Genomic DNA, 13,225 nt, shown 5'->3' with positions numbered 1-13,225 from the left:
TATCACTTACCCAGACAGAACTGGGAGAAAATCTGGTCAATCAAATCCTCGCCGACGCTTTCCCCGATGACTTCCCCAAGCAGCTCCCACGACTTTTTAATGTCGATCTGAATCATGTCTACTGGCATCAAGTCGTCGATTCCACCCAGTGCTTCATCTATGGCTCGCTCTGCCTGACGAAGCAGTTGAATATGTCTGGCGTTACTCACGTAGGTCAAGTCATCCTGCTGCACGCGGCCACTGAAGAAAATCTCCCCAATTGCCTGCTCCAGAAGATCGATCCCCGTCTCCTCACGCGCAGACGTCATAATCAACGGCTGCTGAGGGAAATGACGCTTGATCTCTTCCAAATCCACTTTTTGCGGCAGGTCGAATTTATTAACAATCACAATCACATGGAACCCTTTTGCCGCTTCAAAAATCGCGTAATCATCGGCGGAGAGAGGCTCGTTGTAGTTGATCACGAGCAACACGAGGTCAGCCTTTTGCAGCAGCTGTCTGGACTTCTCTACCCCGATTTTCTCCACGATGTCCTCTGTATCACGAATTCCTGCGGTATCGATGAGTCGCAAAGGAACCCCACGCACATTGACATACTCTTCGATAACATCGCGTGTCGTTCCGGCAACGTCAGTCACAATCGCCTTTTCCTCTTGGACCAGACTATTTAATAGAGAGGATTTTCCTACATTCGGACGTCCAATAATCGCGGTCGACAAGCCTTCACGCAAAATTTTTCCTTGCTGTGCGGTCTGCAACAGTCGTTGGATTTCACCTTTAACCTCCAGGCACTTTCCTCGCAAGAAATTTTGTGTAAACTCCTCAACGTCATGCTCTGGATAGTCCAGTGTTACTTCTATATGGGCCATCGCTTCAATCAAGTTTTGGCGCAGCTGCCGAATGAGCCTGGACAGCTTCCCTTCTACTTGATTCAATGCGACCTTCATCGCTCTGTCTGTTTTCGCCCGGATCAAATCAATGACGGCCTCAGCCTGAGACAAATCGACACGTCCATTTAAGAACGCACGCTTTGTGAACTCGCCCGGCTCCGCCAATCTTGCACCATTATCCAAGATTAACTCCAGAACCTTTTCAACGGAAACAATTCCTCCGTGACAGTTGACCTCAACTACATCCTCCCTCGTAAATGTACGGGGAGCCTTCATTACGGAAACCAGTACCTCTTCCACTCGTTCACCTGTGTTTGGCTCATACAAGTGCCCATAATGGATCGTATGGCTGTCCACAGTGGACAACCGCTGCTTTCCTTTATATATCTTATCCACAACTTCGATCGCTTCCGTACCGCTTACCCGGATCACGGCAATACCGCCTTCACCCATCGGTGTTGCGACCGCCGCTATTGTATCGAATTTCATGCTGTTCACCTCAAGCTTTCCACTCTTACAAGTCAGCCACTAACTTACTAGCATAACAGATCGTCTAGAAAAATTCCAAAAGAAAGTGCAGCCAATCCATATAGCTAAACATCTAATAGGAAAAAGCAACCCTATCCGCCAAGGTTGCTGTCCATTTTGGTTATCCACAGTATAATCATTTTCGCAAATCCTCAACCATTTGGTCAATTATCCACAGTGGACAACTTTTTGAAGAGATTGTTCAAAATGTCGACGCTTGCTCACTTAATTTCAGCAAAAAAAAGAAGCCTAGCGAGAGGCTTCTTTCGGTGCAATCACGATATAACGATTTGGCTCGTCTCCTTCACTGAAAGTAACCACATCCGCTCTCTTTTGCAAGAAGGCATGGATTACTTTCCGTTCAGCAGCAGACATTGGTTCCAGACGCACATCCCGTTTGGTCGATAACGCTTTTTTCGCCACACGATCTGCGAGCTGCTCCAATGTTTCCTTGCGACGCAGCCTGTAATTTTCGGCATCCAAAGTGATACGTACATGTTTGTCCGCATGACGGTTCGCTACGACGTTTACGAGATACTGTAATGAATCAAGAGTTTGTCCCCTGCGGCCAATAATGATTCCCAGATTGGTTCCCTGGATGTCAAACAGCATACCCTCTTCATTTGTACGCGTCTCCACTTTGGCATTCACCTTCATGTTCGACAAAACGTCTTGAAGAAAGTCACGTCCCTGTGCAACCGGATCAAAGTGAAATTCTACTTGCACTTTAGCGTCCTTTGCCCCAATCAGTCCAAACAATCCTCTGCTTGGTTCTTCTAGAACTTGGATCGTTGCCCGCTCACGCGGCACTCCCAATTCCAGCAAAGCTTTTTGCACAGCATCGTCGATCGTTTTTGCCGTAGCTACCACCTTTTTCACTTGGAGGCTCCCCCTTTAGGAGTAGGCATATTTCCTTTATCACGATACAGGAAGTAGGTTTGTACAATGGTAAACAGGTTACCGTATACCCAGTACAGAGACAGCGCTGATGGCAATGTGACGGCAATCGCCAAAATCATCAGCGGCATCATGATGATCATCATTTGCATTTGTGGATTTCCTTGTGTTGCTTGACCCATCATCTTGGATTGCAGGTACGTCGTAATCGCCGCAACAATCGGCAAAATGTAGTACGGGTCTTTTTCTCCCAACGTTAACCACATGAACGTTTGCGAGTTAATCTCGGTCGTACGGATGATCGCATGGTAGAACGCGATCAAAATCGGCATTTGTACCAACATTGGCAAGCATCCAGCCAACGGATTGACACCGCTCTTCTGGAACAAAGCCATCGTTTCCGCTTGCGCTTTTTGTGGATCATTCTTGTGCTTCTCACGGATTTTTTGCATCTCCGGTTGAATCTCTTGCATTTTCTTGGAGCTCTTGATTTGCTTGACCATCAATGGAAGCACAATGATTCGAATGATGATCGTTGCAATCAGAATACCCAGACCGTAGTTGTTTCCGAGTATCAATGCGCTCTCTTTAATTAGCCAGGACAGTGGATAAACAAAATACTTGTCCCAAATGCCGGTTGCGTCAGGGCCAATTGGTGCAGCAGCTTGGGGGTTACAGCCCGACAAAACTAGAACCAGCATAGTCAGCATAAGAATGCTGAGTGTACGTCTACTCAAGGGTGATCCTCCTTTTCCCCGCTTCAATTGAGGTAATCTTATTTGTGCTGATCCGGGACTGGATCATACCCGCCCGGGTGGAACGGATGGCATTTCAAGATGCGACGAAGGGCCAACCAGCCTCCCCTCCACGCCCCAAATCGACGAATCGACTCGATTGCGTAGTGAGAACAGGTGGGCGCGAATCTGCATGAAGGTGGTTTATACGGAGAAATCATCAGTTGGTATCCCCGAATCAACCAAACCATGATCTTCACCATCATCGTTTCACCCTCTTTTTCCATTATGTACGGGTGCCTGTTTGATCACTTTGGCTCGCTTCATCACATGTAACAGAGATTGCTCAATGGCTTCAAGCGTCATCGCTTCCACACCCGGACGGGCGATGATGACGAGATCGAGACTGACCGGAATATCAGACTCCATTCGAGCTACTGCTTCGCGTATAAGCCGCTTGACTCTATTGCGGACAACAGCATTGCCAATTTTTTTACTGACGGAAATTCCCACGCGAAAAGCCGCTTGTCCTTCTTGCTTTGCTGAATACAAGACAAACTGCTTATTAGCAGCAGAACTTCCTCGTTGAAACACAGCTTGGAATTGCTCATTTTTTTTGAGCCGGTGTGAACGATGCAAAGGTAAACAACCCCTAACATCACAATTATAGTAGAAAACGTACACAGCATCTACCAGTATATCCTTGTTTCGTCCACTTTTTTCCCTAAGTATACTCGGTTTAGAACAAAATCAAAAATTCAGTGGAAAAAATGAATGCTATCAGCCAATTTCCGCGATGATTTCTGCACTGGCATAGCGCAAGTCAGAGAGCAATTGCTCATCCGCTTGGAAAAAGCCCAATTTTTGAAGGGACAAGGAAAGCTTAGCAGGCAGATCCGCCCAATGATTCTCCAGCCATTCATCAGAATCCACGCTATGATATAACCAGATCGCCTCTGAAAATAATAAAAACCCGGCCATATCAAGCTGATTTCTCTCCTGCAATCTCTGAACCTTCTTCTTTACTAACCAATCATTTTCAACCGCCAGCGCAAACTGGGTCCCCTCATATTTTGACCGTAGATGAGCTCGATAGTCCGCCAATAGCATGAGTGCATCCTGTACCTCTTCATTACGCTGGTATGTCTCCTGAAAAAAGCCTTCCATACCGTCGGAACGTCCTGCTTTCTGTACCAACTGATACAACTGTGCATCACTCAATGAATGCCCCTGGAAAAAGGCACTCATTTGATGCGCACCGATCCATCCTGCCCATGCAGCCAAATAAGCAGAGTAAGGGAAGCCTTCCATTAAGGCAGCCTGCGCCTCTTCGTGGAATGAATCTACCACCGCTTTTGCCTGTGCGAACATTTTCTCTTTTCCAGCCAGAGAATCCATGTAGGCACACATGTCATTCATCCAGGAAGTGAAACGATCCTCTGGGTCCAGAACAACCTTTGCTTCCTTTAAGTAACGCCATGCCCACGGATTCTCGTATACTTCTTCATCTGTAGGAACAGCTTGGACCTGTAGCTGTATCACATGCCCTCTAAACAGACGATTTTCACAGGAAGGATCACCTTCTCCCTCCACAAAGATGTGTAAATCGAGGTCGCTGTATGCGTCCGCTTCTCCCCTCCCGACAGATCCACCAGCATAGGCACATACCAAGCTAGCTAGAGGCCATTCGTCAAGAAACTCTCGCGCCAATGATACAAAAAACTCGGTTACGTCCTTGCTTTGCTCCATCGGCCTCCTCCTGTCCCTTCAATAAATAGTAGGATTTTCGGTAGCTAGGTAACGATTATCCCTCAAAAGTTTTCCACATCGGAGAGAGCCTTCCTCTTTTTATAAGAACAAAGAATTTTCAGACATATGTAAGCAAACAAAAAGGCCACTGAAAGTGTGGCCTAAGCGGAAAGAACTTTTCTACCTCTTTGACGACGAGCAGCCAAAATTTTGCGGCCATTCTTTGTGCTCATGCGCTTACGGAATCCATGATCCTTTTTGCGCTTGCGGTTGTTAGGATTGAAAGATGGTTTCATTACGTATACACCTCCGTCTTGCAAAGACATTCTTTTGCATTATAAGAACATATGCCTAAAAAGTCAAGTGACAGTGGAATTTCATTACCAAGGCAAATATCCCCATAAAACTATTTCCCGAACCTGTGGATATCATTTTATCCACAAAAACAGGTTTCGACAAGTTTATCTACAGCTTGTACACAAAATATAGGGATGTGAATATGTGGGGGGTACCAGAAGTTGTGTTTGTGGATAAGTATGAAAAAACCATTGATACCATGCCTTATATCTGTTATTATGTTTTTGTTTTGAAGCGTGAATAACTCCGATACGTAAATCGGTTTTTCCACAGGGTGTGGATAAGTTTGTGGACAGATTCTTTCCTATGTGTATGTCGTTACTCACAGGATTGAGGATAACCGTCTGCTTTTTTTCACTTCTACGAGCGGAATCCCTATATTTCGACTTTTTTTATCCACAGTCGCTACATTCGACTGTGTTGACAATTAGGTCACAACATAGCAGGTTTTTGCACTTTTTCTCGATCATTATCGATCGGTGCTTCATCAATTTTTCGGATGGTCCAGAGGGAGGGATTCTGGTTGGATGCAGCGATTAGCGAACTATGGCGCAAAGTACTCGCCAAGATAGAAAAATCGCTAAGCAAACCCAGTTTTGATACCTGGCTGAAGGCGACAAAGGCAACTACATTAGAAGAAGATGCACTGATCGTCGTCGCACCAAACGACTTTGCTCGTGATTGGCTAGAAACCAGGTACGCACAACTGATTACCGATACACTATATGAAGTGACGGGTATCAATATGAAAGTAAAGTTCGTCGCGATGCAAAATCCTGATGCGGCTTTTGCCGACGAACAACCTGCCCCACGGGTGAAAATGAGCGAGCCGCCAACAGTCGCGGATGACCAGCCACCCAGTATCTTAAATCCCAAATACACCTTTGACACGTTTGTCATCGGCTCAGGGAATCGATTCGCTCACGCCGCATCGCTTGCGGTTGCTGAAGCTCCTGCAAAAGCTTACAATCCCCTCTTCATATACGGAGGAGTCGGACTTGGCAAAACCCACTTAATGCATGCAATTGGCCATTATGTCATTCAGCACAACCCATCGGCGAAAGTGGTCTATTTGTCGTCTGAGAAATTCACCAATGAATTCATCAACTCTATTCGTGACAACAAAGCCGTCGAATTCCGCAATAAATACCGGAGTGTTGACGTTCTTTTAATTGATGACATTCAGTTTTTAGCGGGCAAAGAATCGACACAAGAAGAGTTTTTCCATACGTTCAATGCCTTACATGAAGAAAGCAAACAAATCATCATCTCCTCCGATCGGCCTCCCAAGGAGATCCCGACACTGGAGGATCGCCTCCGCTCACGCTTCGAATGGGGACTGATTACGGATATTCAGCCGCCAGACCTCGAAACGCGGATTGCGATTTTGCGCAAAAAGGCGAAAGCGGAAAATCTCGATATCCCTAATGAGGTAATGGCGTACATCGCCAACCAGATCGACAGCAACATCCGCGAGCTGGAAGGCGCACTGATTCGTGTCGTTGCCTACTCTTCCTTGATTAATCGCGATATCGACACGCAGCTGGCAGCGGAAGCACTGAAAGACATTATTCCTTCCTCCCGCCCACGCGTGATTACCATTATGGACATCCAACGAACAGTCGGAGAAGCGTTCAGCCTGAAACTAGAAGATTTCAAGGCGAAAAAACGGACAAAAACCGTCGCTTTCCCACGTCAGATTGCGATGTATCTCTCTAGAGAGCTGACGGATGCCTCCTTGCCGAAAATCGGTGATGAATTTGGCGGCCGTGACCATACGACAGTCATCCATGCCCATGAGAAAATCTCTCGTGCGCTGGCAAATGACCCTCATATGCAAACAACAATTCAGTCGCTCATTGAAAAGTTAAAAGCAAACCATTAAACCTGTGCATAACGCAAAAAGCCTATACACAACTTACCCACATGTGTATAGGCTCTCTTTTACGTATTGAACCCACATATCCACAAATCCACAGGCCCTATTACTACTTCTGTTAAAAAGATCTATCCTAATAAGTTATGATAAAGGCGCAGCCATTATGCAGATTCCAACCAAAAATAATGGCGCCGGAGAGGGAGGCTCACGTCGATGCATATTACCGTTCAGCGTGAAAAGCTATCGAACGCCGTATCGCATGTTAGCAAAGCAGTTTCTAGCAGAACTACGATTCCAATTTTGACCGGGATTAAAATCAAAACGGATGATGAAGGTTTGACACTGACAGCAAGCGATTCTGATGTGTCTATTGAAGTTCAGATCCCGCTGGAAGAAGCCGGAGAATGGGGAGTAACCGTACATCAACCTGGTAGCATTGTGTTGACTGCACGTATTTTCAGCGAAATCGTGCGTAAGTTGCCAAGCAATGAAATCGATATTCAAGTTGATGATCGTCTCGTAACCCAAATTCGTTCCGGACAAGCGGAGTTCACCATTAACGGAATGGATGCCAACGAATATCCACAGCTGCCGCATCTGGAAGAAGATAAAGTCTTCAGTGTTCCCTGTGATTTACTGAAGGCAATGATTCGCCAGACTGTATTTGGTGTCTCTACTTCCGAAATGCGTCCGATCTTGACTGGTTTGATGTGGTCGCTTGATCAAGGCAAATTGCGTTTTGTGGCAACCGACAGCCATCGCTTGGCTAGTCGTACTGCTATGGTCGAATGCCCAGAGGATCTTTCTTTCCATAACGTGGTTGTTCCGGGTAAAAGCTGCAATGAATTGGTAAAAATATTAGATGACGACCAAAATCTCGCGGATATCGTTGTTGCTGACAATCAAATTTTGGTGAAGTCCAAGCATATCTTGTTCTATTCCCGTCTCTTGGAAGGAACATATCCAGACACGACCAGAATTATTCCACAAGGAAGTAAAACGGAAATCACCGTCAGCACCAAGGAGTTTTTGCAATCCATTGAGCGCGCTTCCTTGCTGAGCCGCGAAGGCAAATCGAACGTAGTCAAGCTCGTTACGATGCCTGATGGAACCGTCGAAATTACGTCCAATGCACCTGAGATCGGGAAAGTAACGGACATTTTGACGCCAAAAGCAATGAATGGCGAAGAATTGAAAATTTCCTTCAACGCCAAATACATGATCGATGCGCTGCGTGCAATCGATAGCGCGGAAATCAAAGCGAGCTTTAGCGGCCCGATGAGTCCATTTGTGATTCGTCCGACCGATCACGACTGGATGCTCCATTTGATTTTGCCGGTTCGTACGTACTAATTTGTTTTTACGTAAAAGAAAGGAGCCAAGCCATGCGTGAGGTTTCCATTAGCACAGACTATATTGCTCTCGGCCAATTTTTGAAGCTGGCTGAAATCATTGACACAGGGGGAATGGCCAAAGCTTTTTTGGCTGAGGTTCCGATCCAGGTCAATGGAGAGTTGGACAACAGACGTGGACGCAAGCTATATCCTGGCGATGAAGTGGCGATTGAAGGCTATGGTCGCTATCAAGTGGTACGCCCCTGAGAGGAGAGCGTGATTCTTGTTTCTCAAGAACCTGTCTCTAACCAATTATCGCAACTACGAAACGATGTCCCTGTCGTTTGACGGTCCCATCCAGTTGTTTATTGGCAACAACGCTCAAGGGAAAACGAATGCTCTCGAATCGATCTATGTTTTGGCACTCGCCAAATCCCACCGAACGCCCCGTGACAAGGAGCTAATTTCCTGGGATGCCGATTATGCCACGATCCGTAGCGATGTTCTTCGTCGCTACGGTTCTGTTCGTTTAGAGCTACAGTTGACAACCAAGGGAAAGCGGGCCAAAATCAACGGAATGGAGCAGCAGAAGCTGAGCGCCTATGTGGGGGCATTGAATGTCGTCATGTTTGCACCTGAGGATCTTTCCATTGTCAAAGGCGCACCTGCCCAGCGCAGACGCTTCATCGATATGGAAATCGGTCAGGTTTCACCTACGTATCTTTATTATTTGAGCAATTACAACAAAGTGCTGGCCCAGCGAAATCAGCTTTTAAAGGATTTGGCCATGAAAAAAAGTAACTCGCTGGAAATGCTGGCAATTTGGAATACCCAATTAGCCGATTTAGCGGTAAAATTGTTACGGAAGCGTTTTGAGTTCCTTCGGAAGTTGGAGACGTGGGCACAGGAAATCCACACCGGCATTACCGATGGCAGGGAAAGACTTTCTTTGCATTACGTAAACTCATCGCCCGTTACAGAAGAAATGACGATAGATCAGGCTGTAGATAAAATGCTTGCTGCCTACGAAGAGGTTCGCGACCGGGAAATCATGCGGGGGAGCACCCTTATTGGGCCACACCGTGATGATTTTTCACTTAAAGTGAACAACATGGATGTGCAAACGTATGGTTCCCAGGGACAGCAACGCACCAGTGCGCTGTCTATTAAATTAGCCGAAATTGAGCTGATTAAAGAAGAAGTGGGAGAATACCCCGTTTTGTTGTTGGATGATGTCTTGTCAGAGTTGGATGAACATCGGCAAACATTGCTGCTCGAAACCATTCAGGATCGAGTACAGACGTTTGTAAGTACCACAGGTGTGGAAGGCTTAAAGCATCAGGTTCTCCAGCAAGCCTCTCGTTTTTACGTGAGGGAAGGGAAAATCTCCGGAGAAAGGTAGGGGGTACAGGGATGTTTATTCACATTGGTGGAGATACTGTGGTGAGCACGAAGGAAGTCATTTCCATTCTTGATCATCAGACTGTGAAATCCTCAAAAATCAACAAAGCGTTCTTACTCGAAAAAAGTAAGACAATTGTTGATCATAGCGAGGAAGAAACGAAGTCTTATGTAATCACCCAGAACGCCATTTACTGTTCACCTATTTCTTCTCTGACGCTGAAGCGACGCGCTCAGTTCGTGGACAGCTTGGATCAGTTTCCCTTTGTACAAGCTGAAGTGGAGGAGTTGACAGAGTAGTGGATCAAGTGACGACGAAAGATACAAACTACGATGCGAGTCAGATTCAGGTACTGGAAGGGTTAGAGGCAGTTCGGAAACGTCCCGGCATGTACATCGGTTCGACCAGCAGCCGAGGTTTGCATCACCTGGTATGGGAGATTGTCGACAATGCCATTGACGAGGCGCTGGCCGGTTATTGCGACGAGATCTTGGTGGTCATTCATCCAGACAACTCCGTATCTGTAACCGATAACGGACGAGGAATCCCGACTGGCATTCATGAAAAGACCGGAAAATCTACTGTTGAAACCGTTTTGACTGTATTGCACGCCGGTGGTAAATTCGGCGGTGGCGGATACAAAGTGTCCGGCGGTCTTCACGGGGTAGGTAGTTCGGTAGTGAACGCGCTATCCGAATGGATGGAAGTCGAGGTTAAACAAAATAATCAGGTATACTACATGCGCTTTAAAGTAGGCGCACCGGATGCCGATCTTGCTGTTGTGGGCGAGACCGAAGAGACGGGAACAAAAGTTACCTTCAAGCCCGACCCGACTATTTTTACCGAAACAACGGTATTTGAATACGAGATTTTGCAAAAACGTATTCGCGAGCTGGCGTTCCTTAACAAAGGATTGCGCATCACGCTGAAAGATGCGCGTCCAGATCATGAGAAGGAAGAATCCTTCCACTACGAGGGCGGTATCATCCAGTTCGTAGAATACTTGAATAAAAACCGGGAAGCCCTGCATGACGATGTGATTTATTGCGAAGGAGAAAAAGAAGGTCTTGTCATTGAGGTTGCCCTTCAGTACAACGACAGCTATGTGAGCAACATCTACTCTTTTGCCAATAATATCAACACGCATGAGGGTGGTACCCACGAAACCGGATTTAAAACGGCTCTTACCCGTGTTATCAACGACTACAGCCGCAAGTTTAACTTCCTGAAGGAAAAGGATCCGAATCTTTCCGGGGACGATGTGCGTGAAGGTATTACCGCGATTATCTCCGTAAAAATTCAAGAGCCTCAGTTTGAAGGACAAACAAAAACGAAGCTGGGCAACTCGGAAGCGCGAAGCATTACTGAGTCAGTCTTCGGTGACCGTTTTAACACCTTTATGGAAGAAAACCCGGGTGTAGCCAAAAAAGTTGTGGAAAAAGCGCTCATGGCATCTCGTGCCCGTGAGGCAGCTCGTAAAGCACGTGAAATGACTCGTCGCAAGAGTGCCCTGGAAGTAAGTGCTTTGCCAGGGAAACTGGCGGACTGCTCTTCCAAGGACGCATCCGAATCTGAACTGTTCATTGTAGAGGGTGACTCTGCGGGTGGTTCTGCGAAGATGGGACGCGACCGTCATTTCCAAGCCATTCTTCCTCTTCGCGGGAAGGTATTGAACGTAGAAAAAGCACGTCTGGACAAAATTCTCGGGAATAACGAGATCCGTGCCATTATTACTGCTTTGGGAACGGGTGTTGGCGAAGATTTTGATATTTCAAAGGCACGTTACCACAAAGTCGTCATTATGACGGACGCCGACGTCGACGGGTCGCATATTCGTACGCTTCTGCTGACGTTCTTCTTCCGTTACATGAAACAGTTGATTGAAGCGGGGTATATTTATATTGCGCAGCCGCCTCTCTACAGCATCAAGCAAGGGAAGACGTTGCATTATGCTTATACCGACAAGCAACGTGATGCGGTACTCGCTACCTTGAAGGCTCAACCTAAGCCTAACGTCCAACGTTATAAAGGACTAGGTGAGATGAATGCGGATCAATTGTGGGAGACTACGATGGACCCAGAAGTCCGTACGTTGCTTCAGGTAGATCTCGAGGATGCTATGGATGCCGATATGGTGTTTGAGACACTGATGGGAGACGAAGTAGAGCCTCGCAGGGAGTTTATTGAGCAATACGCGGCAAACGTACGCGATCTTGATATTTAAGTTGGAACGAAGAAAAGCTTGTCCTTTACCGGGCAAGCTTTTTCTTTATGAAAATACAAAACACATTTGAAAAATACGATGAACATAAATTATAATAGAGTGTACGTTTGTTAAGCTCGTATTTCACAAAAAAAGTTCACCCATGCAATAAAAAAAATCAAATTTTCTATTGCAATGAATTTAAAAGTGTGATAGATTTAAGTTCCGGAAGTAATTATGGGCCTATAGCTCAGTTGGTTAGAGCGCACGCCTGATAAGCGTGAGGTCGGCTGTTCGAGTCAGCCTAGGCCCACCACTTACATAGCTGACATGGCAATTGCGTCATTAAAGCATTAGGATGGGGCTGTAGCTCAGTTGGGAGAGCGCCTGCCTTGCAAGCAGGAGGTCATCGGTTCGATCCCGTTCAGCTCCACCATTCTAAAATATGATTATTCCTCGGTAGCTCAGTTGGTAGAGCAATCGGCTGTTAACCGATCGGTCGGCGGTTCGAGTCCGTCCCGAGGAGCCATTGAAACGGCCCGTTGGTGAAGCGGTTTAACACAGCAGCCTTTCACGCTGTCATACAGGGGTTCGAATCCCCTACGGGTCACCTAGCAAAACGCCCTGCAAACGCAGGGGTCCTGGAGGCTTAGCTCAGCTGGGAGAGCATCTGCCTTACAAGCAGAGGGTCGGCGGTTCGATCCCGTCAGCCTCCACCACTTTTAACAACTGAATGTTTTACATGGAGCTGTGGTGAAGTTGGAGTTCACGCCGGTCTGTCACACCGGAGGTCGCGGGTTCGAGTCCCGTCAGCTCCGCCATTTTTCTCAAGCGATGGCGAAATAATTACGCTTGAGGCTCGGTAGCTCAGTCGGTAGAGCAGAGGACTGAAAATCCTCGTGTCGGCGGTTCGATTCCGTCCCGAGCCACCATTTATACAAAACACGCCGGTATAGCTCAATTGGTAGAGCACCTGACTTGTAATCAGGGGGTTGTGGGTTCAAGTCCTATTGCCGGCACCACTTTTTCTTTGAAAGTTGAATAAGGTTTACTTTTGAAGGACAAGCTTGGGGAGATAGTGAAGTGGCTAAACACGGCAGACTGTAAATCTGCTCCCTCCGGGTTCGGCGGTTCGAATCCGTCTCTCCCCACCATCTTTACTTCATGGCTATTGGGGTATAGCCAAGCGGTAAGGCAACGGACTTTGACTCCGTCATTCCTAGGTTCAAATCCTAGTACCCCAGCCATTTTT

At 46.8% G+C, this 13,225-nt stretch carries 13 protein-coding genes and 10 tRNA genes; 16 read left to right on the top strand and 7 right to left on the bottom strand.

Annotated features, from left to right (window positions below; all coding sequences use genetic code 11):
* Positions 1-2: 2 nt before the first annotated feature.
* From mnmE to rpmH, 7 genes are all read right to left on the bottom strand, one after another.
* Entirely contained in the window at positions 3-1,379 is a 1,377-nt protein-coding gene (gene mnmE / locus POF51_RS23170) for a tRNA uridine-5-carboxymethylaminomethyl(34) synthesis GTPase MnmE (RefSeq protein ID WP_047070294.1), read from the bottom strand.
* A 288-nt stretch (positions 1,380-1,667) separates the two neighbouring features.
* Positions 1,668-2,297: an RNA-binding cell elongation regulator Jag/EloR gene (gene jag / locus POF51_RS23165; RefSeq protein ID WP_007720132.1), complete on the bottom strand. Its 630-nt coding sequence runs from the start codon at positions 2,295-2,297 to the stop codon at positions 1,668-1,670.
* Complete coding sequence (gene yidC / locus POF51_RS23160) at positions 2,294-3,052, bottom strand: membrane protein insertase YidC (RefSeq protein ID WP_017246840.1); 759 nt, start codon at positions 3,050-3,052, stop codon at positions 2,294-2,296. Before yidC ends, jag begins: the two co-directional genes overlap by 4 nt.
* 38 nt (positions 3,053-3,090) lie before the next feature.
* Positions 3,091-3,315 (bottom strand): membrane protein insertion efficiency factor YidD, encoded by a 225-nt coding sequence (yidD, locus tag POF51_RS23155; protein WP_205669431.1) that lies wholly within the window; start codon positions 3,313-3,315, stop codon positions 3,091-3,093.
* Between the two features lie 4 nt (positions 3,316-3,319).
* Positions 3,320-3,688, bottom strand: a complete 369-nt coding sequence (gene rnpA, locus POF51_RS23150; RefSeq protein ID WP_271756181.1) for a ribonuclease P protein component — start codon at positions 3,686-3,688, stop codon at positions 3,320-3,322.
* Positions 3,689-3,829: 141 nt separating this feature from the next.
* A complete protein-coding gene (locus POF51_RS23145) occupies positions 3,830-4,798 on the bottom strand; it encodes a hypothetical protein (protein ID WP_271756180.1) in 969 nt (322 codons plus the stop codon).
* A 161-nt stretch (positions 4,799-4,959) separates the two neighbouring features.
* Positions 4,960-5,094, bottom strand: a complete 135-nt coding sequence (gene rpmH, locus POF51_RS23140; RefSeq protein ID WP_007720125.1) for a 50S ribosomal protein L34 — start codon at positions 5,092-5,094, stop codon at positions 4,960-4,962.
* A gap of 584 nt (positions 5,095-5,678) precedes the next feature.
* Between rpmH and dnaA the strand changes: the two genes are divergently transcribed.
* From dnaA to POF51_RS23060, 16 genes are all read left to right on the top strand, one after another.
* Positions 5,679-7,040: a chromosomal replication initiator protein DnaA gene (gene dnaA / locus POF51_RS23135; protein WP_017246844.1), complete on the top strand. Its 1,362-nt coding sequence runs from the start codon at positions 5,679-5,681 to the stop codon at positions 7,038-7,040.
* Positions 7,041-7,247: 207 nt separating this feature from the next.
* Positions 7,248-8,387: a DNA polymerase III subunit beta gene (gene dnaN, locus POF51_RS23130; protein WP_017246845.1), complete on the top strand. Its 1,140-nt coding sequence runs from the start codon at positions 7,248-7,250 to the stop codon at positions 8,385-8,387.
* A 32-nt stretch (positions 8,388-8,419) separates the two neighbouring features.
* Positions 8,420-8,635 (top strand): S4 domain-containing protein YaaA, encoded by a 216-nt coding sequence (yaaA, locus tag POF51_RS23125; RefSeq protein WP_017246846.1) that lies wholly within the window; start codon positions 8,420-8,422, stop codon positions 8,633-8,635.
* Between the two features lie 16 nt (positions 8,636-8,651).
* Positions 8,652-9,770 (top strand): DNA replication/repair protein RecF, encoded by a 1,119-nt coding sequence (recF, locus tag POF51_RS23120; RefSeq protein WP_106835596.1) that lies wholly within the window; start codon positions 8,652-8,654, stop codon positions 9,768-9,770.
* Between the two features lie 11 nt (positions 9,771-9,781).
* Positions 9,782-10,069: an extracellular matrix regulator RemB gene (gene remB, locus POF51_RS23115; RefSeq protein ID WP_017246848.1), complete on the top strand. Its 288-nt coding sequence runs from the start codon at positions 9,782-9,784 to the stop codon at positions 10,067-10,069.
* Positions 10,069-11,994, top strand: coding sequence for a DNA topoisomerase (ATP-hydrolyzing) subunit B (gene gyrB, locus POF51_RS23110; RefSeq protein ID WP_069850204.1), 1,926 nt, complete (start codon positions 10,069-10,071; stop codon positions 11,992-11,994). Before remB ends, gyrB begins: the two co-directional genes overlap by 1 nt.
* 218 nt (positions 11,995-12,212) lie before the next feature.
* Positions 12,213-12,289: transfer RNA gene (locus POF51_RS23105), tRNA-Ile, on the top strand.
* Between the two features lie 44 nt (positions 12,290-12,333).
* A tRNA-Ala gene (locus POF51_RS23100) sits at positions 12,334-12,409 on the top strand.
* Positions 12,410-12,426: 17 nt separating this feature from the next.
* Positions 12,427-12,502, top strand: a tRNA-Asn gene (locus tag POF51_RS23095).
* A gap of 7 nt (positions 12,503-12,509) precedes the next feature.
* A tRNA-Glu gene (locus POF51_RS23090) sits at positions 12,510-12,583 on the top strand.
* A 33-nt stretch (positions 12,584-12,616) separates the two neighbouring features.
* Positions 12,617-12,692: transfer RNA gene (locus POF51_RS23085), tRNA-Val, on the top strand.
* A gap of 25 nt (positions 12,693-12,717) precedes the next feature.
* Positions 12,718-12,794 (top strand) — tRNA-Asp (locus tag POF51_RS23080).
* A 35-nt stretch (positions 12,795-12,829) separates the two neighbouring features.
* A tRNA-Phe gene (locus POF51_RS23075) sits at positions 12,830-12,905 on the top strand.
* A gap of 14 nt (positions 12,906-12,919) precedes the next feature.
* Positions 12,920-12,995 (top strand) — tRNA-Thr (locus POF51_RS23070).
* A gap of 47 nt (positions 12,996-13,042) precedes the next feature.
* Positions 13,043-13,127, top strand: a tRNA-Tyr gene (locus POF51_RS23065).
* Between the two features lie 18 nt (positions 13,128-13,145).
* Positions 13,146-13,220 (top strand) — tRNA-Gln (locus POF51_RS23060).
* The last annotated feature ends 5 nt before the right edge of the window (positions 13,221-13,225 follow it).

The organism is Brevibacillus sp. AG (assembly GCF_028369215.1).
In the GTDB taxonomy this organism is placed as follows: Bacteria; Bacillota; Bacilli; order Brevibacillales; family Brevibacillaceae; genus Brevibacillus; species Brevibacillus porteri.
The sequence above is the reverse complement of the archived record's forward strand: the minus strand, read 5'-3'. Positions and strand labels throughout refer to the sequence as shown.

Excerpts from the sequence above, each read along its gene's own strand:
- mnmE (WP_047070294.1), bottom strand. The coding sequence starts at position 1,379 with ATGAAATTCGATACAATAGCGGCGGTCGCAACACCGATGGGTGAAGGC.
- POF51_RS23145 (WP_271756180.1), bottom strand. The coding sequence starts at position 4,798 with ATGGAGCAAAGCAAGGACGTAACCGAGTTTTTTGTATCATTGGCGCGA.
- rpmH (WP_007720125.1), bottom strand. The coding sequence starts at position 5,094 with ATGAAACCATCTTTCAATCCTAACAACCGCAAGCGCAAAAAGGATCAT.
- remB (WP_017246848.1), top strand. The coding sequence starts at position 9,782 with ATGTTTATTCACATTGGTGGAGATACTGTGGTGAGCACGAAGGAAGTC.
- yaaA (WP_017246846.1), top strand. The coding sequence starts at position 8,420 with ATGCGTGAGGTTTCCATTAGCACAGACTATATTGCTCTCGGCCAATTT.
- dnaN (WP_017246845.1), top strand. The coding sequence starts at position 7,248 with ATGCATATTACCGTTCAGCGTGAAAAGCTATCGAACGCCGTATCGCAT.
- yidD (WP_205669431.1), bottom strand. The coding sequence starts at position 3,315 with ATGATGGTGAAGATCATGGTTTGGTTGATTCGGGGATACCAACTGATG.